The sequence below is a fragment of the bacterium SCSIO 12696 genome (assembly GCA_024397955.1).
Lineage (GTDB): Bacteria > Pseudomonadota > Gammaproteobacteria > Pseudomonadales > Porticoccaceae > SCSIO-12696.
Map to the genome: position 1 here is coordinate 1,233,442 of CP073744.1, position 25,804 is coordinate 1,259,245.

The 25,804-nt window shown below is 53.5% G+C and carries 21 protein-coding genes; 4 read left to right on the forward strand and 17 right to left on the reverse strand.

Annotation, left to right across the window (positions count from 1 at the left end; genetic code table 11):
- Positions 1–84: 84 nt before the first annotated feature.
- Complete coding sequence (locus KFE80_05660) at positions 85–2,826, reverse strand: aminotransferase class I/II-fold pyridoxal phosphate-dependent enzyme (GenBank protein ID UTW46366.1); 2,742 nt, start codon at positions 2,824–2,826, stop codon at positions 85–87.
- 540 nt (positions 2,827–3,366) lie between these two features.
- Here KFE80_05660 and KFE80_05665 point away from each other — a divergent pair.
- The 3 genes from KFE80_05665 to KFE80_05675 all read left to right on the forward strand — a co-directional run bounded on the left by KFE80_05665 (position 3,367) and on the right by KFE80_05675 (position 7,646).
- Positions 3,367–4,575: a CoA transferase gene (locus tag KFE80_05665; GenBank protein UTW46367.1), complete on the forward strand. Its 1,209-nt coding sequence runs from the start codon at positions 3,367–3,369 to the stop codon at positions 4,573–4,575.
- Positions 4,565–5,335, forward strand: coding sequence for a HupE/UreJ family protein (locus tag KFE80_05670; GenBank protein UTW46368.1), 771 nt, complete (start codon positions 4,565–4,567; stop codon positions 5,333–5,335). Before KFE80_05665 ends, KFE80_05670 begins: the two co-directional genes overlap by 11 nt.
- A gap of 190 nt (positions 5,336–5,525) precedes the next feature.
- On the forward strand, positions 5,526–7,646 hold the full coding sequence (locus KFE80_05675) for a M3 family metallopeptidase (protein UTW46646.1): 2,121 nt from the start codon (positions 5,526–5,528) through the stop codon (positions 7,644–7,646).
- Positions 7,647–7,710: 64 nt separating this feature from the next.
- Here the strand turns inward: KFE80_05675 and KFE80_05680 are convergent, their stop codons facing one another.
- Entirely contained in the window at positions 7,711–8,103 is a 393-nt protein-coding gene (locus KFE80_05680) for a hypothetical protein (GenBank protein UTW46369.1), read from the reverse strand.
- Between the two features lie 108 nt (positions 8,104–8,211).
- On the opposite strand from KFE80_05680, the gene KFE80_05685 reads away from it, so the two are divergent.
- Positions 8,212–8,952: an isoprenylcysteine carboxylmethyltransferase family protein gene (locus KFE80_05685; GenBank protein ID UTW46370.1), complete on the forward strand. Its 741-nt coding sequence runs from the start codon at positions 8,212–8,214 to the stop codon at positions 8,950–8,952.
- A gap of 19 nt (positions 8,953–8,971) precedes the next feature.
- Here KFE80_05685 and KFE80_05690 read toward each other — a convergent pair whose 3' ends face one another.
- The 15 genes from KFE80_05690 to flgL all read right to left on the reverse strand — a co-directional run bounded on the left by KFE80_05690 (position 8,972) and on the right by flgL (position 25,764).
- Positions 8,972–10,357: an alpha/beta hydrolase gene (locus KFE80_05690; protein UTW46371.1), complete on the reverse strand. Its 1,386-nt coding sequence runs from the start codon at positions 10,355–10,357 to the stop codon at positions 8,972–8,974.
- Between the two features lie 2 nt (positions 10,358–10,359).
- Positions 10,360–10,803 (reverse strand): flagellar export protein FliJ, encoded by a 444-nt coding sequence (gene fliJ / locus KFE80_05695; protein ID UTW46372.1) that lies wholly within the window; start codon positions 10,801–10,803, stop codon positions 10,360–10,362.
- Complete coding sequence (gene fliI / locus KFE80_05700; protein ID UTW46647.1) at positions 10,790–12,070, reverse strand: flagellar protein export ATPase FliI; 1,281 nt, start codon at positions 12,068–12,070, stop codon at positions 10,790–10,792. Before fliI ends, fliJ begins: the two co-directional genes overlap by 14 nt.
- Before the next feature lie 98 nt (positions 12,071–12,168).
- Positions 12,169–12,822 (reverse strand): flagellar assembly protein FliH, encoded by a 654-nt coding sequence (locus tag KFE80_05705; protein UTW46373.1) that lies wholly within the window; start codon positions 12,820–12,822, stop codon positions 12,169–12,171.
- A 102-nt stretch (positions 12,823–12,924) separates the two neighbouring features.
- The gene (gene fliF, locus KFE80_05710) at positions 12,925–14,592 is read right to left on the reverse strand and encodes a flagellar M-ring protein FliF (GenBank protein UTW46374.1); all 1,668 of its coding nucleotides are present in this window, start codon (positions 14,590–14,592) and stop codon (positions 12,925–12,927) included.
- 159 nt (positions 14,593–14,751) lie between these two features.
- On the reverse strand, positions 14,752–15,099 hold the full coding sequence (fliE, locus tag KFE80_05715) for a flagellar hook-basal body complex protein FliE (GenBank protein UTW46375.1): 348 nt from the start codon (positions 15,097–15,099) through the stop codon (positions 14,752–14,754).
- 158 nt (positions 15,100–15,257) lie between these two features.
- Positions 15,258–16,652: a sigma-54-dependent Fis family transcriptional regulator gene (locus KFE80_05720; GenBank protein ID UTW46376.1), complete on the reverse strand. Its 1,395-nt coding sequence runs from the start codon at positions 16,650–16,652 to the stop codon at positions 15,258–15,260.
- Entirely contained in the window at positions 16,649–17,902 is a 1,254-nt protein-coding gene (locus tag KFE80_05725; protein ID UTW46377.1) for a PAS domain-containing protein, read from the reverse strand. Before KFE80_05725 ends, KFE80_05720 begins: the two co-directional genes overlap by 4 nt.
- A 117-nt stretch (positions 17,903–18,019) precedes the next feature.
- The gene (locus tag KFE80_05730; protein UTW46378.1) at positions 18,020–19,456 is read right to left on the reverse strand and encodes a sigma-54-dependent Fis family transcriptional regulator; all 1,437 of its coding nucleotides are present in this window, start codon (positions 19,454–19,456) and stop codon (positions 18,020–18,022) included.
- A gap of 316 nt (positions 19,457–19,772) precedes the next feature.
- A complete protein-coding gene (locus tag KFE80_05735; GenBank protein UTW46379.1) occupies positions 19,773–20,090 on the reverse strand; it encodes a flagellar protein FliT in 318 nt (105 codons plus the stop codon).
- A gap of 3 nt (positions 20,091–20,093) precedes the next feature.
- Positions 20,094–20,489: a flagellar export chaperone FliS gene (gene fliS / locus KFE80_05740; GenBank protein ID UTW46380.1), complete on the reverse strand. Its 396-nt coding sequence runs from the start codon at positions 20,487–20,489 to the stop codon at positions 20,094–20,096.
- Between the two features lie 22 nt (positions 20,490–20,511).
- Positions 20,512–22,557 carry a flagellar filament capping protein FliD gene (gene fliD / locus KFE80_05745; protein ID UTW46381.1) on the reverse strand — a complete coding sequence of 682 codons (2,046 nt, stop codon included), beginning with the start codon at positions 22,555–22,557 and terminating at the stop codon, positions 20,512–20,514.
- A 132-nt stretch (positions 22,558–22,689) separates the two neighbouring features.
- A complete protein-coding gene (locus tag KFE80_05750) occupies positions 22,690–23,067 on the reverse strand; it encodes a flagellar protein FlaG (GenBank protein ID UTW46382.1) in 378 nt (125 codons plus the stop codon).
- 85 nt (positions 23,068–23,152) lie between these two features.
- Positions 23,153–24,310 (reverse strand): flagellin, encoded by a 1,158-nt coding sequence (locus KFE80_05755; protein ID UTW46383.1) that lies wholly within the window; start codon positions 24,308–24,310, stop codon positions 23,153–23,155.
- A 251-nt stretch (positions 24,311–24,561) separates the two neighbouring features.
- Positions 24,562–25,764: a flagellar hook-associated protein FlgL gene (gene flgL / locus KFE80_05760; protein ID UTW46384.1), complete on the reverse strand. Its 1,203-nt coding sequence runs from the start codon at positions 25,762–25,764 to the stop codon at positions 24,562–24,564.
- Positions 25,765–25,804: the final 40 nt, after the last annotated feature.

Consider the following 25,804-nt stretch of genomic DNA (forward strand, 5'->3'; position numbering starts at 1 on the left):
ACGCCACCTTGAGCGGGCCCAAACATTGGTTGGGTTTCCCTGGTTCATCGCTTTGCCTCACCGGGGCCTTCGCCCCCTAACTATCTAACCGTTAACAATTTTTGGGGCAAATACTTTCAATCCCAGCTCTGGACGATAACCGTGAATTTCGGTTACATCCAGCGCGAGAAGGAAATCGATAATTTCTGCACTGACGACTTGCCCCGGTACCAAGATCGGGAATCCAGGCGGATATGGGGTGACGAAACCGGCAGAAACCAATTCTCGTCCAGTGGCCATCTCCCGCTGGATTTCCCCGTTATCGTAACGGAAATATTCGCAATTATCTTCATCATAACTGAGGAAATATGGGGTGCGAATTAGGCCATCTGGGGTACCGTCCTCCCCCTGGGGGCGGAAGGTACGGTGGAAATAGCTGAAATCGGGCAGCGGCGGCGGATTGCTGGTGAGTGCCTCTACTTTTTTCTCGTGCACCCGCTGCTCCGCACCGGAAAATTCTTCCTGGTTTTGCTCGATTTCTTTGGCGATTTTTACCAGCACTTCGATCAAGTGGGTCACCGAACTGCGCTCAGTACCAATATTGGTCATAAACAGCACAGTATTGCGCGAGGTTTTATTGATCTGGATATTGTATTTATCCATCAAGTACTTGTTTTTAAAGGTATCGCCGTCGACACCCGTTCGACCAATCATCAACGTTACCCGAGTGGGGTCAATCACAAATTCGTCGTTCTCCCAGGCGTCTTCCATGCGGCTCCAGCCGGTTTCCTTCTCGTAGTAACTTTCTACGCCAGATACTCGGTACTCTTCAGGCACCATGTCCCGGTTAACCAGAACCTTGAAGTTACGCGACAACAGCGGATTGCTGTATACCTGCTCACGCAGAGTCATGGCGGTTTCCACCTGCTGGTGCACCAGCTCGTAACCTTCCAGCTCCACCTGGCGGCGACCGGCATCCAAAGATGCCAGAATCTGATAGTTGGGCGAGGTAGAGGTGTGTGTCATATAGGCTTCGTCGAAAGACGACTTGGCCCGCAGGCGGAAGTCCTGATCGTAAATATGGATCATGGAACCTTGACGCAGTGACGTCAGGGTTTTGTGTGTGGACTGAGTGGAGTACACCCGAATACGAACCTTGTCGGGATCCGGCAACAGCTGGCGATCCAGCCAGGCAGAGTCGTCTTCCGGGTCGCAGGCTTCCAGTTCTGTCTGCTGCGCTTCGTACTGTTTGCGATACTCCTCAGTACGGTATTTGTTGCGCAGCTTATCCGCGGAGTACATGCCGGTGCGAGCTCGATAAGACGGGTTAAAGCGGGCAAAGCCAAACCAGGCTTCATCCCACAGGAAAATCAAATCAGGCTTAATGGCCAAACACTCTTCCATCACCCGCTGCACGTTGTACACCACACCGTCAAAGGTACAGTTGGTGAGAATCAGCATTTTTACCTGATCGAGGCGACCAGAACGCTTGTACTGCAACAGGCGTTCTTTGATGGTGCGCAGGGGCACAGCGCCATACATGGAGTACTCATTGAGCGGATAGGAATCCAGATAAGACACCTGAGTGCCCATCATCACCATGGCGTAGTGGTGAGACTTGTGACAATCCCGATCCACCAGCACCACATCGCCGGGGCGCACCAGTCCCTGCACCACAATTTTGTTGGCGGTGGAGGTGCCGTTGGTGACAAAGTAGGTTTCCCGGGCACCGTAAGCGCGCGCCGCCATTTCCTGGGCTTCTTTCATGGGCCCTTTGGGCTGCAACAGGGAGTCCAGGCCACCGCTGGTGGCAGAGGTTTCTGCCAGGAAGATATTGGCCCCGTAAAAGCTGGAAAAATCGTCCATCCAGTGGGACTTACGCATGGACTGACCGCGGGAAATAGGCAATGCGTGAAACACACCGGTGGGCTTGCGGGCGTAAGTCATCAACGCCGAGAAGAACGGTGTTTCGTAACGCTGGTAAACAGCACGCAGTAAACTGGAGTGCTGTTCCACATTACCTGGTTCGCGGTAGAACACACGACGGAACAAACTGGATTGGCCTGCCACTTCTTCAGAGGCGCTGCCCGCCACCATATAGAGGTCGATCTCCGGGCGCAGGCGATTGATGTTCTCAGCCAGTTTGATACCCAGTTCGGTATCAGACATCTGCCGCAACTCAGCTTCATCCGCATCCAACAGGTAGTGTTGGAAGATATCGTAGTTGTGGGTAGAACGCAGGGAATAGCCGTAACGGATAATACAAGTTTGAATATTAGGGTTGATCATCACCGCGATCAGAGCGTCTTCAAAGCTGCGCACAGTGACTAGGTCGTAGATAAAGTCGTCGTTTTCACTGCGCAGATCCAGGTGTTCAGCGCGCACCTGCTCTTCGTGGTCAGCAGAGGCAAAATCATCCACCACCAGTACTTCAAAGTAGCCTTTGTGATTGTGGGGGCGCCCCTGCCAATCATCACGGGGGTTGTTTTTGTCGGGCTGGCCTTCCAAGTCAATTTCGCGAGTGCGGTAAGCATCTGAGGTCAACGCCGCATCAATACGCTTAACCACTTGGTTCAACTTGCGAAAATCTTTGGTGTTGTAAAGCGTCTGCAGGTAATTGAAATCTTTTTTGGAGGGGAATGCGGTGTAATCCTCAATGCGCTCCAGCAGCCTCATCAGGGCAATAACACCTCGACGGGCGACACGCTTTTCGGTTTCGTTGGCCCGATCATCCAACAAACGTCTTAGTTGTTCTTTGAGTCGACTCCAGGAGTCACTGCGAAGCTGAGAAAATTTGTGGTAGAACCCCAGTGTGGTATAGGTTCTCAAGCTTTTTGTAACAGGCATAGGTTATCCCAGTATTCTTCGTCCAGCAGCCGCAAAAAAACGGGTAGGTATCGTAAAAATACCCACGGCGATAGAGCCGACTACAGACAGATTATGACGTAAAGAAGATAAGCAGGGTGGAATTGAGCAGAGCGTAAGACAGCTACACTTCATAACAGAAGCGCAAGTTGGAAAGACAAGTGAGCATCCACTCGCCATCAGGAACGACGTCCTTTGGCATGAATTACTGGCAAATCCTACCCCCTCGGTAATTGCCACGTCGCCAGTTTAAACTGGCATTTTGTTGTTACTTGTTATTGGCTTTGTGGTTCAAAAGACCCAGCACACGTCAGCCACAACCCGCAGAGGATACTGAATAAGGTACTGCCACACAATGGCAAATTCAGGGACTTTCAGCAGTTGCGAGCTACGACCTTGTGAAAGCTAGCGAAGATTAACAAAAACAGAGTCTCCAATGCAGCATGGAAAGCCCCCCAATAAGGGTATCTAGCTATAATACGCCAAACACAATAACTCATAACTTGTAAAAGGCTCTTTTGTATGTCCAAACGCCCTCTTGACGGCATTCGCGTGATCGAACTGGGTCAGCTGCTGGCTGGCCCTTTTACTGGCTTGATGCTCGCCTACTTTGGCGCCGAAGTCATCAAGGTGGAACCCCCTAAAGGTGGCGACCCGATACGGGGCTGGCGCGAAACGGATACAGACGCAAGTGGTACTACCACCTCCTACTGGTGGCGCAGCCTGGGGCGCAATAAAAAGTGCATTACTCTGGACTTAAAATCCGATAAGGGCCGCGAGCTGACCCACCAGCTGATTGATGGCGCCGACGTGGTGATCGAGAACTTTCGACCGGGCACCATGGAAAAGTGGGGGCTGGGGCCAGATGTGTTCAAGCCATCTAACCCCGGCCTGATATACACCCGCATTTCTGGATACGGCCAGACTGGCCCCTATTCCCACAAACCGGGTTTTGCCTCTGCCTGCGAAGCCATCAGCGGTTTTCGCTACGTAAACGGCCACCCCGGTGAAGCGCCGGTACGCCCCAACCTGTCTATTGGCGACACCATTTCCGGCATGCACGCCGCCATGGGAGTTCTATTGGCCATTATCGAGCGCCAGCGCAACGACGGCACTGGCCAGGTAGTGGACGTGGCCCTCTACGAATCCATGTTCAACCTATTGGAAGCAGTGATCCCGGAGTACTCCGGTGCCGGGGTGATTCGCGAGCCATCCGGCTCCACCCTTACCGGTATCGTGCCCACCAATACTTACCGTTGCAGCGACGGCAAATTTGTGGTGATTGGTGGCAACGGCGATTCCATCTTCCAACGTCTGATGACCACCGCAAAACGACCAGATATGGCCGTCGATCCACGCTTTGCTGACAACGCCGGGCGAGTACAGCACGAACCGGAAATCGACCAGGCGCTGTCAGACTGGTGCGGCAAACACAGTAGTCAACAGATTCTCGATCTGCTGGAACAAGCACGAGTGCCCTGCGGCCCCATCTACAATGTGGAGGATATGTTCAACGACCCCCACTTTCAGGATCGCGGCCTGTTTGAGCGGGTAGAAATCAACGGCAAGCCCCTGGATATTCCCGCCATACTGCCGCGGCTAGCAAAAACACCCGGCGCTACCCAGTGGGCCGGGCCAGAAATCGGCAGCCATAACCAGGCGGTGTTTGGCGATCTGCTGGGTCTGTCAGAATCTGAGTTGGCGGAACTGAAAGAACAGAATGTTATTTAGCCGACTGTTCGCTGCAGCAGCATTAACCCTGTTAATACTTCCCTGCGTCGCCCATGAAATAGACCCGGAAGTGCTGCTCAGCGAACACTATCAGTTGATGGTGGATTATCGGGGCGGCATCGGCATTCATTTTGGCATGCCGGATACCATGGCGCCGGACGACGGCGGCCTGGAGTTCAATACCCAACGTAACTCCCTGCCTGTTGCTGATATTGTGCCGCTGTATCTGCGCCTGGGCTTTACCCATATCCTGCCCTTGGGGCTGGATCACGTACTCTTTGTGCTCGGTTTATTTTTCCTCAACCGGCGCTTGAAGCCGCTGTTATGGCAAGTAACCGCCTTTACCCTGGCCCATACCCTCACACTGGGGATGGCCGCTGCCGGGCTGCTTGAATTTAATATTCGCTGGGTAGAAGCACTGATCGCCCTATCGATCTGTTACGTGGCCATAGAAAACCTGGCCACCGACAAATTACAGCCCTGGCGGCCGTTAGTGGTGTTCATTTTTGGGCTGCTGCACGGCATTGGCTTTGCGTCGGTATTGAGCGATATTGGCCTGCCGGATGGCGAGTTTTTTCCGGCACTGATCAGTTTTAACGTCGGTGTGGAACTGGGTCAGCTGACAGTGATTGCGCTCGCCTGGCTACTGTTGCTGAAGTGGATGGATGCCCCATGGTACCGCCAGCGAATTGTAATGCCCGCTTGCAGCCTGATCGCCCTCACCGGTTTTTGGTGGTTTATTGAGAGAACATTGTTTTAAAACGTCATAAATATCAACGATACACCAGAAGCGGTTACTTGCCTTTGCCTGATACGCCTTGCATAAATCCCTGTAGGCTCGTTGTCAGCATCGCTGCTGAAAGTGGTCAAGCAAGAGCAAGTGGCAGCAAAATAGATAACAGCTTTCGGGAGAGTAGAAGATGAAAATTCATCACACCTTTTTTTGCGCGATGGCGCTTGGTGCCATCTTAGCTGGCTGTAGCGATTCATCGACAACCACACAAGGCGAAACATCGGAAACATCACAGGTGGTCACAGGAAATCCATTTTTCAGTGACTGGGGTACACCCTTCGAAGCACCGGACTTCGCCCGCATTGAACACCAGCACTATCTTCCCGCTTTTGAACAAGGCATTACCGATCACAAAGCAGAAATCGACGCGGTAAAGAACAACCCCGATGCCCCTACCTTCGACAACACCGTGGTTGCTCTGGAGCGCACTGGCAAGTTACTCACCAAGGTCAGCCGCGTGTTCTATAACCTGACCTCTGCCAACACCAACGAAGATATGCAGGCGTTGGCAAGAGAGCTGTCACCAATGCTGAGCGCCCATTCAGACGATATTGCCCTGAATGAAAAACTGTTCCAGCGGGTAAAAGCGGTTTATGAGCAACGGGACAGCCTCAATCTGGATCGAGAACAGCATCGTTTGCTGGATAAAACCTACAAGGATTTTGTTCGCGGTGGTGCCAACCTGAACGAACAAGACAAAGAAACCCTGCGCAAGCTCAATAGCGAATTGTCTTTGCTGTCGCTGAAGTTTGGTGAAAACCTGCTCAAGGAAAACAAAGCGTTCAAACTGGTGATCGACAACTCCGCGGATTTGAATGGCTTGCCGGACGGGGTTATCCAGGGCGCAGCGGACGCGGCAAAAGCCGCAGATATGGACGGTAAGTGGCTGTTCACCCTGGACAAGCCCAGCATGATTCCATTTTTGAAGTACGCCAAAAACCGCAAGCTGCGTGAACAAATTTACACCGGCTACATCACCCGCGGCGACCAGGGCAACGCCAGCGATAACAACGACATTGTCGCCCGCATGGCCAGTTTGCGTTCGCAAAAAGCCAAGCTATTGGGGTACGCCACCCACGCGGATTTTATTCTCGAAAATAACATGGCCAAAAACCCAGAAGGAGTCTATGGCCTGCTCAATAAACTCTGGACTCCCGCGCTGGCCACCGCCAAGAGAGAGCGGGATGAAATGCAGGCAATTATCGACGCCGAAGGCGGCAATTTTAAATTAGCGTCCTGGGACTGGTGGTACTACGCAGAAAAATTGCGCAAGGCCAAATACGATCTGGACGAATCTCAGGTGCGCCCCTACTTTCAACTAGAAAATGTGGTCGATGGGGTTTTCTACGTAGCCAACCAGCTGTGGGGTATTCAGGTAAAACCCATCGATAACATTCCCACCTACCACAAAGATGTTCGCACTTACGAATTAAGCGATAAAGACGGCAACCACATCGGTATTTTCTACGCCGACTACTTCCCCCGTGACAGCAAGCGCGGTGGCGCCTGGATGAACAGCCTGCGCATTCAGTCCAACCTGGACAGCGACTTTGTTCACCCACTGATTCTGAACGTGGGCAACTTTACGCCACCGGTGGGGGACGATCCGGCGCTGTTGTCGTTCGACGACGTCAACACCCTGTTCCACGAATTTGGCCATGCCTTACACGGCTTTTTGTCTCAGGCTCGCTACCCCAGCCTGGCGGGCACCGCCACTCCCAGGGATTATGTGGAGTTCCCGGCACAAATGCTGGAGCACTGGGCCAATCAGCCGGAAGTACTGAAAAAATTCGCTTTACATTACAAAACCGGCGAACCGATTCCCGACGATCTGGTGGCCAAAATCAAAAAGATGGGTACCTTTAATCAGGGCTTTGCCACCACTGAATACCTGGCAGCATCGCTACTGGATATGGCTTGGCACACCATTGAAAACGACGTGACTGATACCCGCGCCTTTGAAAAACAGGTACTAGAAGAACAATTTGGTTTGATTCCGGAGGTGATTTCCCGCTATCGCAGCACCTACTTCGCCCATATTTTCGCCGGCGGCTACTCTGCAGGTTACTACGCCTATATTTGGTCAGAGGTATTAGATAGCGATGGCTTTGAAGCCTTTAAAGAAACCTCTTTGTTTGATCAGGAAACAGCACAACGGCTGCTGAAAAATGTGTATCAGGCTGGTGGCACCGACGACCCCATGGAACTGTACAAACGCTTTCGTGGCCGAGAGCCGGAAATTGGCCCGCTGTTGAAGCGGCGCGGTTTTAGTGAGTAATAAAGTACTCAAAAACCCTCATGCCCGCACGAGTGGGCATGAGAGCGAGGTCTAAATTTTCCCATTAGTTTTTTGTAGCCGCCACCAACTGAGGCTTCATTTCTTTCATAGGCATACACAGGGCCGAATCCACTTGCGCTTTAACCACTGTGGTTTTCCCCGTCTTCACCTCAAATTGCAGCTGGCTCTGCGCAGAGTCGTTCGCCATCAACTGGTAACTGCCAGGAGATAGGTGCAACTCCAGTCGCTCACCATGGGGCAGTTTGCCCAGGCTTTTGCCATTCAGGTACAAGCGATAATCCATATAGCTCAACATGGCCCGTTGATTGGGGCGGTAAATCACCACATTGGGTTCCGCTACCTCAGCTGTACTATGCTTGTTTTCAGCCTGTACCGCAGTAGCAGAGCTTGCGATAACCGCAGCGACAAGGGCGCTAATCAGAAATTGAATGTTCATGGCGTTTCTCCTTTTGGGGTTGATACCCAAAAGGCGCCAGAAACCATCGCGCACTGCGCCAGAAAATATCTGGCGGCTATAAATTGAAGCCTTTAAGAGGAATTTAATATGCGCGCTTTGCTTATGATCTACAGCATTTCATGCTATCTGGCTGGTGTGGCTGCACTGGTATTTCTGATTCTGTTTGTAGCGGACTACCCAGTTTTAATAACCATTAACCACGCCTCTGTCTATGCGCCGCAGTTGCCGCCACTGAGCGCCGCGCTGTGGAATACATTGTTACTGCTGGTGTGGGGCATCCAGCACAGCGTGATGGCAGATCCGGGATTTAAAAAGCGCTGGACTCGTTGTATTCCCGTTGCTGCGGAACGCAGCACCTATGTACTGACCGTGGCCATTGTTACCGTTGGGGTTATTTTACTGTGGTGCCCAATGCCACAAATGCTCTGGAAAACCGGCGGCTCCGTACTCGGGTATACATTGACGGGCATTTACTGGGCAGGTTGGCTGGTCGTGCTGATCTCCACGTTTCTGATCAATCACTGGCACCTGTTTGGCCTGCAACAGGCCTACCAGCAGGCGCGCCAAATCCCTTCCAAAGCATGCACGTTTGTCACCCCACTGTTCTACAAGATAGTGCGGCACCCAATGATGACCGGTGTATTAATTGCCCTATGGGCAGCACCGGATATGAGCTGGGGTCGTTTGCTGTTCGCCCTGGTAATGACTGGCTATGTGTATATGGGCACAAAGCACGAGGAAAAAACCCTGGTTATGGAGCTGGGCGACCGATACACCGGCTATTGCAAAGCAACCCCGATGCTGTTTCCAAAACTTGGTAAAAAATAGCGGCTGGTGGAAATAACGATTACAGCTGCCACTGCTGTGGTTCAGTGGGCGAGTAACAACAGAACATCCCGGTGGATACGCTGTTTTTCAGGTGCTCGCCCAACGCGGGATGCGCTTCGGCGATTTTCTGAATGCTGGATTTAATGCGCGCAGACACCGCCTTACGATTGCGTTCTGCCGGATCATTGAGCGGGCGCTTGCGACCGGCCAGACCAACCCCTTGGCGCACCTGTTGCAACAGTGCGTCGCGTTCCTCCAACAAGCGCTGATGATGTTCGACGCTATTGCCCGGGTCGTCATCCGCCAACTCATCATCAATTTCCGTCAGGCGTTTTTTGTATGCCAACAGTGCCTGTTGATCAATGGTCTCCACCGCTTGCTCCTGCAATGGTGTCTCACTGGCTTCCGCTGCCAACGCATTGACATGAAGTTCCTGATTCGGGGCGCTCAGCAGCTGGTGCAAATCCGTTAAACCCCGGGCATTCTTTAAATGGATAGTTGTTCCGGAAAAGGCCAACGCCCACACATCCCCATTGCGCATAAACTGCTGAGGTAGCTCGACCTTACTCGATGTTGCAGCTGCACCCGGCGCTAAAAACTCCATTACCGGCTGCAATATCTGCTCATACTCGCCCATCCAGGGCGCATGGGTACTACCGGGCAGTGGCCGCAGGTTAGCATCGGACAAACCGGTAGCCAGCTCACGTCCAGCTTCGAACGGAATGGCGCGATCTTTTTGGCGATGCACAACCAGCGCCGGAGCTTTGACCTTGGGCAACCATTCACGGGCGTCCATATCAAACGACAGCTGCAGCAATTGCGCCGCCATATCGGCACTGGCGGATTTGCGCTGCAAGCCACTGTGGCGCTCCACCTCTTGCTTGGACATATTGGGGTCGAAAATATCCGACAGGGTTCGCGAACCCAGTCCCCAGCTGGCCCTTACCAAGTCGCACATCACCTGCTGAATGTCAGTTTTGGTCAGAGTCAGGCCATTGCCGTAAGAACCAATAAACACCAGTTTCGATACCCGATCCGGGTTCTCGGCGCTGTACACGATAGAGGGAGGCCCGGCACAGGAATTGGCCAGTAGTGTGCACTGCTCTACTTGCAGGTGATCGATCAAATCTGCCAGGGTGTCTGCTTCGCTGCGCAGGTTAAAGTTCTGGCGCTGGCGATCACTGAGGCCGGTACCAGGGCGATCGAAACGCACTACCGTAAAGTGCTCAGCCAGAGTGCTGAAAAACGCCCGAAAGCTGTCACTTTGCCAATCCAGTTCCAGGTGGCTGACCCACCAGGCCGGGCACACTAACCAAGGCGCTTCACCGCTGCCTTGCACCGCGTAGGCGATGCTGTGGCCGTTGCGGTCGGTAAAAAAGCGAATACTGGGGTTGGCAACATTCATGATCAGGCGAACGGCTTTTCGATGCGGCGTATGCCGTACTCGTCGGTGGCGATTTGCTCCTTGCGACTCTCGGCATACACTTCGTCGGCGCGCCGTTTTTCCACCGCTTTATTCAACGCCTTCACCCGTTGGTGGGCCTCCAGCCACAAACGGTGATGATTTTCCATGGTTTGCTGACTGTTGGTGACGGTTTGTTCCTGCTGGGCAATGGCGTCGTTGAGCTTATTGAGAAAGTTGTGAAAGTCCGCCAATTGGCGAGCATTAACTCCAGCACTGCCCTGCTGCTGAAATTGCTGTTTGTATTCATCCCGGTACTGGCGCAGTTGCACCAACTGTTGTTGTTGGGCGTCGGCATTGTGGCGACTTTGCGCCAGCTGCTGACCCACCTGATGCTCAGTGTTTTCTGCGATTTTGGAAATTTGTTGCAGGCGTTCAGACTTTTTCATCGGTCGTCAACGGTCCCTGGCTCGCCTGCTGCCAGTGATTGGAAAGCTGTTGGAGCTGCTGCTGACTGTCATTCAAGGTCACCGGTTGCATAACTTCCTGGGTCAAGAAGGTTTCCAGCATGGGTTGGCAACGAATAGCCTGGTCGATACGGGGGTCGGAACCGGGCTGGTAGGCACCCACACTGATTAAATCGCGGTTCTGCTCATAACTAGAGTAGATGGCCTTGAAGCGGCGCGCCAGTTGCAGTTGATTGGCATTGACAATACTCGGCATGATGCGGCTGATGGAGGCCTCCACATCAATGGCCGGGTAGCGGCCGCTTTCAGCGATTTGGCGACTGAGGACGATATGGCCATCGAGAATAGCGCGGGCAGCATCCGCTACCGGGTCATTGTGATCATCGCCGTCCACAAGCACGGTATACACCGCAGTCATAGTGCCACCACTGGCGGTGTTGCCGGCGCGCTCTACCAACTGCGGCAATTTGGCAAATACGGAAGGTGGGTAACCTTTGGTCACCGGCGGTTCGCCAATAGCCAGGGCAATCTCCCGTTGGGCCTGGGCAAAACGGGTTAACGAATCCATCAGCAACAGCACGTTCAGCCCCTGGGCACGAAAGTACTCTGCAATGGCCGTGGCGCGCCAGGCACCGTGCATGCGCATTAACGGTGAATCGTCCGCTGGAGCAGCCACCACGATGGCACGCTGCATGCCCTGGGGGCCGAGGATTTCGGCCACAAATTCCTGCACCTCGCGGCCTCGTTCGCCGATCAACCCAACCACCACCACATCGGCGTTGGTGTAACGGGTCATCATCCCCAGCAGGGTGGATTTACCGACACCGCTGCCAGCAAACAAGCCAATACGCTGACCACGACCTACGGTAAGTAACGAGTTGATCGCTCGAACGCCGGTATCCAAAGGCTCGCGAATCGGTTTGCGTTGCAAAGGGTTGGTGCTTTGCCCCAGCAACGGCACATGAATTTCCCCGTCGATCGGGCCACTACCGTCGATGGGGTGACCGGCACCATTGACCACTCGCCCTAAAAGGGCGTCGCCCACAAACACTTCGCTGGGTTGGCCCAAGGGTATGACTCTGGCACCGGGACGAATACCGCGGATATCGCCAATCGGCATCAGGTAAAGGCGATCGCCGGAAAAGCCCACCACCTCCGCAAATATATCGGCACCGTGTTCCACCGCCACTCGGCAGCAGCTGCCAATTGGGGCCTGACAACCGGCGGCTTCCAGGGTCAGGCCCACCATGCGAATCAGCTCACCTTCGACCAGTGGCTGAGGGGTGCGTATTTGCTGGCGGTACTCCGCAAGCCGGCCACTCCAACGACTGCTGCGCGCCGTATCACTCACGGTGTGTTGCCATCCGCTGACGGATGCATCCGATGCTCAACCTCTTCCACATCCACTTTCAGCATATCGGCAATCAATTGATTGAGGCGGGTGCGCAGGCTGGCATCCACAAAAGTATTGTCGGCTTTGACAATCACGTCGCCGCCTTTCAGGGATGGGTCAGACACCAGATGCCAGCTTTGCTCATCGTCTGGAGACTTCAGGCTGTCGCCCACCAGAGCGGCGTCTTCCGGGGACAAATGCACATCCACGCGGCGGGCACTGCTTTGCAGAATATTCACCGCCCCTTGTACCGCGCCCTGAAGGATTGATGGTTCGGTACTGATCTCCCGCTGCACCAATTGCCCCGCTATGGCGCCGGCCAACAGCACCAGCTCCTTTTCCACTTGCTGATCCAGTTGCTGCAACGGGTGGCTGAGCGCCACCATGAGTTGTTTCAGACGACCACACTGGGCTTCTAATTCTTCCCGCCCGGAATTCATGCCCTCCCAGCGGCCCATCTGATAGCCCTTGGCATGAGCCTGCTGCTGAATAGCTTCCAGCTCTTCGGCGTTAACCGGCAATTCCGTGTTGGCCGCTTCGTTCTCTTCTACGGAGGGGGCAACCCAGCGTTGAAAATCACCGGTTTTGTCGGAAAGGATTTTTGACATTTCGTTTCGCTACACTCTGTGACTACGGGTGGAAACCAACTTTCCCGAGGATAAGGTGTTACTGACAGTGCTGTGTCACACACAGCACAACCGAAGCCATAGTTAAGTCGGAACCTCATCCACCCAGCTTTTCACCACTTGCGCCACTCGTTTTGGGTCTTCCCGGGCGATAGACTTGGCCATATCCAACTGTTGTTCATAGCTGATGGCAGCACCCCCTGGCAGCTGTAATACCCCGGTATTGCCAGTGAGAGTCACCTGATCCTCCGCCAGCTGCCCATCTTGCAACTCACCGTTGGCTGCAGCGGCCAATTGGCCCTGAGCGGCTTCAGGCGTCTCACCCTGGGCGAGACTGCGCAGCACCGGTTTCAACACCCCAAAAATCAGAATGACTACCCCCAAAACACCCAACAGCTGCTTCCCCCAACGGGCGTACATGGGATTTTGCAGCAGGTCTTCCACCAGGCCGGGTTCCGGCAATGGCTCCAGCGCTTCTTCCTGGCGAAACGCGCTATTGAGAATATTGACACTGTCCCCACGAGCCTCGTTAAAGCCCACCGCTTCACGCACCAGTGCTTCGATACGACCCAACTCTTCTTCCGGCAGCGGCACTCGCTGTACTGTGCCGTCTTCCGCCGCCTGATCCAGGTAGTCGACGACGACAGCCACAGACAAGCGGGTAATTTCCCCGGGAGATTTGCGCTCGTGGCTGATGGTGCGATCGACTTCAAAGTTACGGGTAGCGCGGCGAGTACTGCTGGACGGTTGCTGACCAGCAGGGGTTTCCGCCGCCAGCAACTCTTCCCCTTCTTCGGGAGGCGTGTTGGTCTCAGCGCCGGGCACACCGCCATTGATGGCGTTGCCAACGCGGTCTTCTTCCAATGTTTGCTCACTGCGTACAGCGCCATTTCCCGGAGTGGGCGCGTAGGTTTCACTGGTCTCTTCCCGATCCGTAAAATCCATATCAATGCTGACTTGGGCACTGACTTTTTCCGGCCCCAGCATCGGCGTTAACAATTCGACAATACGCTGGGAATAGCTGCTTTCCACATCCCGCACAAAACGAAATTGCTCGGTACTGGCGGCCAATTGGGAGTTGCCCTTGCTGTTGGTAAGCAGCCGTCCTTGCTGATCCACCACGCTGACGCTGTCGGCTTTCATGCCGGGAATACTGGAGGCCACCAGATAGACAATACCTGCAACCTGGGAATCGTTAAGATTGCGCCCGGGAAACAGGTTGACCAGTACCGAGGCGCTGGCCTCGTTGCCTCGGCGTGTGAACACCGTGCGTTTGGGAACCGCCAGATGCACTCGCGCAGTTTGCACACTGGCCAAGGTGGTAATGGATTTGCTCAGTTCACCTTCAAGAGCGCGGTTATAGCGAGCCTTTTCCATAAAACTGCTGGTGCCAAAAGGCTGTTCTTTATCCAGCAATTCAAAGCCGCCACCGGCTTCACCACGAGGCACCCCTTGGCTGGCCAGTTGCAGGCGAACCCGATGTACTTCTCCAGAGGGAATAGCCACGGTGCTGCCGCTGAGTTTGTAGGCAACCCCGCTTTGCTCCAGCACTTGAACCACGTCCGCAGCATCCTGAGACGACAAACTGCCAAACAGGGGTACGTAATCCGGGCTTTGCGCCCAGTTCACCACCCAGACTCCAAGAGCCACACTGGCGGCAAGACCCACCATCAGTCCCAATTGCCTTAGCAAAGGCAGGCGGCTAAAACCGCCGAATTGCTGCGCTGCTTTTTCTGTATCGACCAGTGCCATTTTATTTTTCTTTAGTTCGTTATCATTCTGAGCACAGCGAAAAATTTCTCTGCTGTTTTAAGCCCGAGATCCTTTGCTACGCTCAGGATGACAGAGGCTCTATTTTTATTGCTGCCATGGCCGTTTGAGCGTTGTAGATGCTGCTAGTGCATACGACGCTCAAACCTGCATATTCATGACTTCCTGATAGGCGCTGAGTAGCTTGTTACGCACCTGGTTCATGGCCTGAAACGACAGGCTGGCTTTTTGCAATGCCACCATCACCTCCGGCAACTCCACACCTTCTTCCCCTGCCTCAAAGGCTTTTTTCATCGCACCGGCTTCCATTTGAGCGCTGCTCACTGACTGGATACTGTCAGTGAGCATTTTGCCAAAATCCGGTTGTGAACCCCCTTCAACCGTCGCCTGACCAGTCGCAGGCGCCTGTTCTGCTGCCGCTCCCTGAGCAGCGTTGGCGAGAACGCGCATTTGCGCCAGCATTTGATTCATATCTACGTTGTTGTTCATCGCATCTTCTCTAATTATTAGGGCGCTTCTAAGGATGTAATATTTTTGCGAGAGCAAGGCGGCAGTGCACGGAGGCCCGCAGTGTATAAGTCATACATGAGGAGCCGAGTACATTGCCAACGCTGCTATCGCGGAAATAGTGCATTCTTAAAAGTGTCCTATGCAGCCATACCGGGAATGGCTATCCCCTGTTCACGCAACTTCGCCAATTTGTAACGCAAGGTTCTGGGGCTTATACCAAGCCGGGCGGCGGCATCTTTGCGGCAACCGTTTTCCGCTTGCAGGGCTTCCAGAATCAATGTCTGTTCCCGGCTTTTCATTTCATTGCCCAGTTCACCGGCGCTGTCCGATGCCACCGGCTGACTTATTGGCTGATTTAGTGGTATTGCCGCAGTGGCCTGCTCTGTGGCCTCAAAATGCAGGTCTGCCGGGTGAATGACATTGCCCACCGCCAAAATAATTGCCCGCTGTACCACGTTCTCCAGCTCGCGAACATTACCGGGCCAGCCGTATCCGCTCAGTGCTTGCTCTGTTTCATTGGCAAATTGCATGCCGGAACCCGTTGGGGCGTAACGTTCCACAAAGCTTTTGGCAATGGGCACAATGTCGAAGGGGCGTTCACGCAATGGTGGCAATACCAAGGGGAATACGTTTAAGCGATAGAACAGATCTTCGCGAAAACGGCCCGCAGCCACTTCATCACGAAGATTGCGGTTGGTGGTGGCCAATACCCGAACATCCAGCGTTACCTGTTTATCACTGCCCAAACGCTCTACTTCCCGCTCCTGCAGAACACGCAATAACTTGGCTTGCAGCGCCATATCCATTTCGGAAATTTCATCCAGTAACAGGGTGCCGCCCTGAGCCTGCTCAAATTTACCCGGGCGAGATTGATAGGCACCAGTAAACGCGCCTTTCTCATAACCGAACAATACGGATTCGAGCATGCTTTCCGGTATCGCAGCACAGTTAATCGCCACAAAGGGCTTTTCTGCACGAGGGGAGCGATTGTGAATCAGCCGGGCAAATACTTCTTTGCCGCTGCCGGATTCACCACTGATCATTACCGTGGCATCAGAGCCCGCGACACGAGCGGCCAGCTCCACCAGTTGTTGGGTGCGCGGGTCTTCCGCCACAACATCCCCAGCGGGGGCGCTGTTATCGGTGATAAAACGGCTTACCATTTCTACCAGTACTTCCGCCTCAAACGGTTTGACCAGGTAATCAGCAGCGCCATCGCGCATCGCTTCTACCGCCCGTTCAATGCTGCCATAAGCTGTCATTAACACCACCGGCAGCTCCGGCCAGCGGCCTTTTATCTGGCGCAGCAGTGTATGTCCATCCATGGCGGCCATTTGTACATCACTGACCACCAGCCCTACCCGTTCTGTGCGCAACACCTCAAGGGCACACTTGCCGTCCTCGCAACAGAGCACACTGAAGCCAGCAAACTCCAAGGTGTCGCACAGGGCTTCTCGCAAGGTGGCGTCGTCTTCTACCACCAATACGCGGGAGACGCTTTTCGGGGAAAGAGTGTTTGGCTTTGACTTCATAATGACTGCCTCGCTTTTCCGTTTTCATTATTGTTTAGCTGTTGTTCACGCTGCCAAATGCTGGCAGGTTCAGGGCTTTGCCCGGCCTCAAGCAGAGGCAACTGAATCATAAATTCGGCGCCGCCGGTGGCAGTGTTCGACACCTCCACCGTGCCACCGTGGCCACGTACAGTGGCCGCGACTACCGCCAGGCCAAGCCCCGTGCCCTGTACCCGGGTGGTAAAGAACGGGTCGAACACCTGCTCAAGAATGTCCTCGTCAATACCGGGGCCGTTGTCCTGGAGGGAAATGGTTAACGATTGCTTATCAACCGCCGTGCTCAGGGTGACTTCTGCGCCATCGCCAATGACGTCCACAGCGTTGTCCACCAGGTTCAGTAATGCACTGGTCAGTGCTTCACAGTTGCCATTAAGATTCACTGCAGGAGTCTCAGTGGCCACGCGCAAAGACCCGCCGACGGCCTGCAACCGCTGATGAGCCATTTCCTGCAAGGCGGCAATCATCTCTGCAGCGCTGAACGGCTGTGCTTCACAAGCTCCCCCCTTCACAAAGGTGAGCATGCTGTTCACCAGTTGTTCCATGTGGCGAAGCCGATCACGCATTTTTTCGGCCACTTGTTGGCGCTGCACTGTTTCCAGTTCTGGCCTGGCCAGGTGGGAGACATACAACAAGGTGGAGCTGAGCGGAGTGCGAATCTGATGCGCCAAACGCGCGGCCATTTCACCCATGGCCGACAAGCGCTGCTCTCGATTCACCCGTTCCTTGAGGGCATAGAGTTCGGTGATATCAGTGAGCAACACCACCACCTCTGCGCCATCGGGCAAAGAGCGGCGGGTCATACTGAGGCGGCGATTCTGGTGAGTCAGTAGCTCTTGTTGAGCCACATCCAGCTGTGCCGCATTGCGTTTGAGCACTTCTTGCCACGGCCGCCCCGCCAACGGATGGCCCAACATTTCAGCGGCTTCCGGGTTGACGTCGCGAACATGGTGATTGGGGTCCAATACCACTACCCCACCGGGCAGTGCCCCCATCAGTAGCGCCAGCCTATTTGCCAATCGCTCTTTTTCTGCCAGCTCTTGCAGCCGCGCTGAGCGCGCCTCAGCAAGCTCTTCAGTGAGCTGAGCCACACGCTCCTGCAGTTGCCGGTAACTGGTATCCAGCTCGACAGACACACGATTAAACGCAGCAAAGGCTTCTTCAAGCTGCTGCGCGGTGGTGGTGCCCGGGTGGTTCAGTGAGGTCTGGCTCATAGCTCTCCTGCACGCAATGTCGGTCGCACGCCGACTACGCAACAGGTTTAGCAATAACCGTGCCTAAGAATTTTTTATTTTAAAAACAAAGGGTTAAAAATATTGGGAACTATGCTGTCAAAAACCTGTCGCCAGATCATTGCGGTGAATATCGTATTTGCGGATTTTTTCCACCAGGGTAGTACGTTGCAAGTTGAGCAACTTTGCTGCCCGGGCAACAACCCAATCGGACTGATCCAGTGCCTGGCTAATGAGGTCAACTTCCATATCACCCAGATAGGCTTTCAGGTCGATGCCATCCTGAGGTAGACGCGGTGAAGACTCCGGCCCACTCCAGGCTTCTTCGAGCTCGGTCTCGGGCAGCTGTTCAGCCACCCAGTCTTCATTGACGCGGTACTTTTCCGGCAAGTCCTTGCGCTTTACCGTACGCCCGGGATGAAGAATTGCCAGACGTTCCACCACATTGGCTAATTCGCGCACATTGCCCGGCCAATCGTAACTGGCCAGCGCAGCCAGGGCGTCGGCATTCACTTTCAAGGTGCCCCGGCGTTCCGCCGCCATGCGGGCAATGAACTCGTGAACCAACAAGGGAACATCTTCCGGTCTGTCGCTGAGTCCGGGAATATCGATGGGAAACACATTGAGACGGTAGAACAGGTCGGTGCGAAATTTACCCTCCGCAACCAGCTGCTCCAGATTCTGGTGAGTGGCCGCCACAATACGCACATCCGCCTGAATGGTTTTATTGCCACCCACTCGTTCAAAGGTGCGTTCCTGCAATACTCGCAACAACTTTACCTGCATAGACAGTGGCATATCGCCAATTTCGTCCAGAAACAAGGTGCCCCCAGCCGCCATTTCAAAACGACCCTGACGGGCACTAATGGCGCCGGTAAAAGCACCCTTTTCATGGCCAAACAGCTCGGATTCCAGCAGCTCCCCCGGTATGGCACCGCAATTCACTGGCACAAACGGGCCGTTACGGCGTTGAGAGTGAAAGTGCACGTTGCGGGCAACCACTTCTTTACCGGTGCCGGATTCGCCCAAAATCAGTACGTTGGCATCGGTTACGGCAACCTGGCGCACCAAATCACGCACCTGTTGAATACCCGGGCTATTGCCCACCAGAGAACGAAACAGAGGCATCGCCGCATCTTGTTGGGAGCGGCGAGGCAATGCCGCAGCAATGGTTGCCTGATGCAAAGCACCGGCGACATCCTGGTATTTAAGGGGGTAACGCAATGCACCGACCATGTTACTGTCGAGGGCATCGGCAGACTCGTTGGCCTCTCCCTGCTTAAGCAGGTACACAGGTAAACGTGGGTAGGCTTTGTGAAGGTTGGCAACCAGCTTGGCACTGCCAGTAGAGGATTCTTCGTTAACCAGGGCCGCCAACAACTGCACGTCAGTGGCAACCGCGTTCTGCCACTGGGCACAATCACTGCACCAGATCACTGGATATTCAAGAAATTCCAATATAGTTCTGAGGCTGCTGGCTCGTTCAGCATCCTGCTCAATCAACAGAACCTGTGCGGTATTCACTGCAACCGACATCGATTTTCCCCTTACCGCATATCTCCATGGCAGGGCCACCCTATGCGCTGATAACTGATCTTTTGTTGCCTGCTGCCAACCCGTGTGGCAACTGACCTGTTAACTCATACAGCAAAGCAAATGGTGGCCTGTTCACATCGAACTATAGTATTAATTTAGGCCATTTACCTTAAAGAAACGCCAGTTTTCTGACGCTCATTCTGACCTAGATTGAAAAACGCCGCCACTGTTTCTTGCTGACATTTTTATGACAAGCCAAAAAAACAGGGCCACCACTTACCTAAGTGATGGCCCTGTTTGCTTTAAAAACAAGGGATTAACGAGCGTAAGCCCCCACTGCACGACGCCCTTGTTGCAATGACTGAAATTGCCGGGCACTCTCTTCCCGAGCTTGCTGCACACAGCGAGTCAGTTGGTCATTGAGCGTCATTAGAAGCTTGATATTATTGCGAACCGCCGTTGCCTCACTGGCATCTACCGGTTGTTCAAAGCATGCCAGCATGTCCTGGCGACGACGCTGTTCCAAGTCAGCAAACTGTTGCCAATCACCATTGGTGGCTACGTCCAACATCTGTTTTGACAAACCCACAACCGTCTCAAGACGAGATTGGCGTTCATTACTGCCTGTGGTCATGAATTATTGCCCCGTACGCTGTTCAGCGGGCATATCGTCCCACCCAGCTTTAATCTCTTTCAGTAACCCGGCTACTTCGTCCAGGCCCTCGATGTCATTATTGAGGTTGGCTTCCACCAGCCTTTGCTCCATGTAGTCATAGAGGGAGGCCAAGTTGCCGGCAATTTCGCCACCACGCTCATGATCCAAGCTGGCGCGCAAACCATCAACAATGGCAATTGCCTTGCCCAGCAATTCTCCTTTCTGGGCGTTTTCGTCACGACTGATCGCCCCTTTTGCCGAAGCGATACGGTCAAGCGCACCGTTAAGCAATTTGCTGATCAATTGTTTTGGAGACGCATCCCCCATATCACTTTGTACACCTACTTTTTGGTATTCACGCAATGCTGTTGGGCTCATCTATAACCTCTTTATAAAAGCGTTAATTGTTGTTGCCTCTTACCAACGTACCCGCTTCAGGGATGCTGGCCAGTTGTTGAGTTAAGAAACTGCTGGTGCTCTGTAGCTGCGCCAGCAAGCCATCAAGGGCGGTAAACTGGGCACGAAAACGAACTTCCAACAGTTCTATTCGCCGATCCAGGGCTTCCCGCTGCTCTTCAATATCATCCAATCGAGTTTGAATCCCATCAGTACGGGAATCGAGAATACCGTCATCCTCTAAAAACCCTGCAATGAGCGCATTGAGCTGATAGGCGATACCTTGGGAATAATCCACTGTGCCACGGGGGCCAATAGCGCCGCCGTCAATGAGTAACTGCAAACCTTCCGCGCTAGTCCCTGTGGCACCAGTGAGTATCTGGCCAGTACCGAGAGCAGCCACGCCATCGATGGTGCCCGCCACGTCCTGGCCCGGTGTCCCGGAGATCACCGACAAACCCAGTTCAGCCGCTGTATTGGTATCTACTGCAGATATGGAGACACTGGAACTCGAACCGTATTCGTTGGATGTAATCTCGAAGTGATCGCCATTGAAGACAACAGCAACTGCCACACCGGCCCCATTGATTGTGCTGTCTCCATTGATCCGCGCTTGAATTTCAGCGGCCAAGGCAGCACCGGTGGCGTAAGTACCTTGTGTCAGGGAAATGTCCCCGCTGGTAACACCATTAACCGTAACGGTCAGATTGTCGTTGTCTGCATCAATATCTAATGGAAAGGCGGCAGTAGCGCCAATAAGCTGCCCCTGAGTCGCCAGCTGAGTAATGTCTACGCTGTAGCTGCCCACTTGGGTCTCGTCTGTAGAGCCCACAAAGCCAATATTGTTATCGGATGGCAAACCCACCGCCGCAAACAACCCCACAAGGTCGTCAAAATTTTCATCCAACGCCCTATCGAGGCGGCTACCGTCCAACGCAAAAGTGCCGTCGGTTTGTGTGGTAATGCCAATTTCACTGAGGCTGGTAAAAGGGCCGTTAAACCCTGCCACTGCATTGGTCAGTGTCTGCCGTACCTGGCCAATAATCGAGCGAGCTGAAAAATCCCCTTGCAAGGCGCCGGCAGTGTCGGTATCCGGATTGTAATCTGTCAGTGCATTAGCAACGTTGGCAAAATTATTGAAGCTATCCACAAAATCGCTGACCAGCTGCCTAACTGCAGCGCGATCTTCAGAAACAGTCACGGTTACTGGCGAGGCACCACTCAGCTCAGTCAGGGTGATATCAACACCCTCAATCACACCACTGGCAATATTATCCGCGCTATTCACGGAGAGTCCGTTAACCGTAAATGTGGCATCCTGGGCCGCCACGGTCTGCTCTAAGTTAGTCGCACTGCTGTTAAACGCCAACGCAGACAGACCAACGCTATCCAGATTGTTGCCATCACCGCTATCAGCAACGGAAATTTCCAGGCTGTTTTCCGCACCGGACTGTTCAGAGCTCAGCAGTAAGCGAAAGCCAGAGCCATCATTAACCACTACGGCTGTAACACCAATATCTGCATTATTGATAGCATCTCTAACGCCTTCCAGAGTGTTATTACTGCTATCAATAGTAATATTGGCAACACCACGATCCGGATTAACCGTAAAGCTGTTGTAACTCTCCGGGCCCGGGGTGGGAGGCGTGTAATCGGTATTGCCAAAGCGAATGGTCAACTCCCCTTCGCCCACGGTCTCCACCAGAGATCCATAACTACCACTGGCTAAAGAGTGGGACCTAGCCAACTGGGTAACGCCAATTTCATAGCTGGAAGCGATGGCTTCCGGGCTTGCAGAAACCGTCAGAATATCTTCATCACTGGAACTGGCACTGCGCTGGCCAAATGTGCTGAGCTGAGTAAGAGAAGCCAAGCTGCTTTGAAAAGATGACAGTGCGCCCTGAAAGGAACCAAACGCGGAGAGTTGTGCAGTAAGTGCCGATTCACGGCGGACCAAACGGGTTTCAGTCGGCGCACGTTCCGCATTAACCAGTTGGGTAATCAGGCCTTCTAAATCAAGACCAGAGCCAACACCAGCAGAAGTAATCATCGGGTAATCCCGATTTTTGCTGTTTTCTGTGCCACGTTGTTGGCCTCCTATCGCTTACTTGATTACCTACGCAACTGCAAAAGCAAATCAAGTGCCAAATATCACCGCAAGGCGAAAGCTGATTACTCCAAATCAGCTTTCGCTGTTTAACAACGACCCTTTGGCTGGGTAAGCACCGTTATCGGCAATGTAACGGGCAAGAGCGACAACTTCCTCCGATGGAATTTGGCGGATCACTTCCTCGGTCTCACGGTCTGTAACCGTAATCAGTGTATAACCGGTGGTATCGTCCACTTGGAATTGAAGCTCGCGAGAAACGTTTTGCACAAAGTCTGTGATTTGAACCACTGCGCTTTCAATCGTTTCCCGAGACACTTCTTCGGCTTCTTGAGGTTGTTCCACCGGCGGCGAAACCTTGCCGGTTTCTGATTGATCTTGCCGCTTTACACCCAGGGAGTTGCCGCCAGCAGCGGGCAACGGGGACAAACTTGTTATTTCTGGGCTGGACATAATGAAGTCCTCATAACCTCTTTACGAAAAACCGGCTGAAAAGGGGGGATACTCCCCCCTCGTCAAGCTGGCTCTTGTTACGCTATTACTGCAGCAGTGCCAGTACGTTCTGAGGCAGAGCATTGGCCTGAGCCAGTGCCGCAGTACCTGCCTGTTGCAGAATCTGGCCGCGCGTCAGTGCCGCTGTTTCTGCAGCAAAGTCGGCATCTTGAATCCGCGAACGAGAAGCTGACAGGTTTTCTGAAGTGGTTTGCAGGCTTCGAACAACAGAATCGAAACGGTTTTGCACCGCACCCAAGTTAGCTCGAGCACCGTTAATGGACGTCAAGGCACTGTCCACCAAGCTGATGGCTGTTTGCGCACCGGCAAAGTTGGCAACCGTCAGAGTATCGATGCCTGTAGTAGTGGTTACAGTACCGATTGCAGCGGCGTTGGCAAAACCAGCGACGGTAGCACTGTTTGTTGTACCCGCTACAGCAATAGTGGCATTACTATTCAGAGTCAGCTGGCCGGTTGCCGAATCGAAAGAGGCACCAACACCGGTGGTTTGCGACACGTTATTAATGGCGTTTACCAACTGGCCGGCACGTTCCTGGGCACTGCTTGCTGCAGTGATCGCACCAATGTCTGTGCCGTTGATGGTGACACCACCGGCGGCGATAGCCGTACCAAAACCGGTTAAACCAGAGGCGGCAACCGACAGTGCACCACCACTGGCCTGGCTGACAGAGCCCAAAGCAGCGGTGTTGGCATCTACCGTACTGGCAATGGCAATGGTTTCACCGGCATTTGCACCCACTTGGAACAATGCACCGCTGAAACTACCGTCTAGCAAGTTGACACCGTTAAATTGTGTCTGGTTGGCAACCCGGTCAATTTCGTTAAGCAGCTGAGTAACCTCTTGCTGCAATGCAGTACGGTCACTGGCGGAGTTGGTAGCGTTGGATGATTGAACAGCCAGCTCACGAATCCGCTGCAGGTTATTGGTCACTTCGGAAAGTGCACCTTCCGCAGTCTGCGCCAATGAAATGCCGTCGTTAGCATTTCGAGCAGCTTGGTTAAGGCCGCGAATCTGAGAAGTAAAACGCTCGGAAATTGCCAATCCGGCTGCATCATCACGAGCAGAGTTAATCCGCAAACCGGAAGACAAACGCTGAAGGGAAGTATTTAGAGCATTCTGAGAGTTATTCAGATTGCGCTGGGCCGTCAGCGAAGCAATATTGGTATTAATTGTTTGTGCCATGTCTATTCCCCTTTTTTATCGCGTCGTCCCATGTGGATTTGCGAACTAAAATTGGTGGTTAAAGTAGATGTGAAAGCATATGCCATCACTTCCAACACCCCCTTTAACGACGTCTGGAGAGGAACCTTTAGGGAAAAAGTATGAAATTTTGTCAACTGGGTCACATTCAGTGGACAAGCGACAAAGAAGCTAGGACGTAGCCCGGGTAGAGGACAGCGGAACCCGGGCTTCAGAATTACAGGATCAAAGCGTTATAAAAGTTGGAACAGCGACAGTCCTTGTATCCTTACATAGGATTGCTGAGCCGCTTGAAGAGACACCTGCTGAAAGTTGAGCTCGCTGATTGCCTGGGTAATATCCAGGTCTTTCACCGCCGACTCCAATTGCTGCAGCCGCAGTAAGCTGTCCTCATTGAGGCCTTGTTGACTCTCAACCGTATTGAGGCGAACACCAATACTGGTGCGCACTCTCAGGACATTTTCAACACTGTTGTCGATACCCTCCAAGGCACGGTTGATGGCACTGTGAAATAACGCAGTTTCAGCGCTGTTTTGACCGGGGGACTCCAGCGCAGTAATGGCAGAATCAACAATGGCAAACAAATCGCGATTGCTGGCCGGTGTTACGGTAAAGCTATCGCCATTTGCCGGCGTACCCGACAAATCAATCTGGGCGCCATTAAAACTGATACTGTCACCCTGCTGGTAGGTACCCGACGCCACTGCCCCGGCACTGGAATCCACCACTTGATAGGTAATAGGAGCGGCAGGTGTCGCCTGACTGAATGTCAGGGTGTAGGTATCACGGACAAAGTTGCCATTACTGGTGAGTTCGCCCACAACTCCGGTGCCGCTGTTAGCCGCATTGGGAGCTACCGTGAACTGGCCATTGCCCTCAGGAATACGCAGCAGCAATTCAGCTCCAGAATCATTAACGGCCACTTGAGAAGCAGGCCCCAATTGCACTAGCCGCTGCCCCTGGTCACCGTTGTACTGCACACTGCCATTGTTGAAAGTAAACGGCTGAGTATTCACCTGGTAACCAGCAAACAGATAATCACCGTTGGTGTCGCGACTGTTGGACAGCGATTGTATTTCCTGGCGAATACCGCGCAACTCAGTGGCAATACTTTGTCGGTCAGCGTCCGACAACACATCGTTATTGCCTTGCACCAGCAATTCCCGCACCCGCTGCAAACTATTGCCCAAATTGGTGAGTACGTTTTCTTCCAATTGCAGCTGAGTTTCTGCAGCACTGCCGTTACGTTGATACTGCTCTACCGTGGCGATCTGGTCAGCAAAATCCAGAATCTGCACAATCCCGCCGGGGTCATCAGAGGGCGTTGTGATACGTTCCCCCGTGGAGATTTGCAACTGGGTTCTGTTGAGCCTGGCTTGCTGTTCCAAGATGGAATTAATACCCTGCTGGAAAATTTGTGATGTGGAGAGTCTCATATAAAGTCTCTTTAATTTTCCCCGTCATCCTGAGCACAAC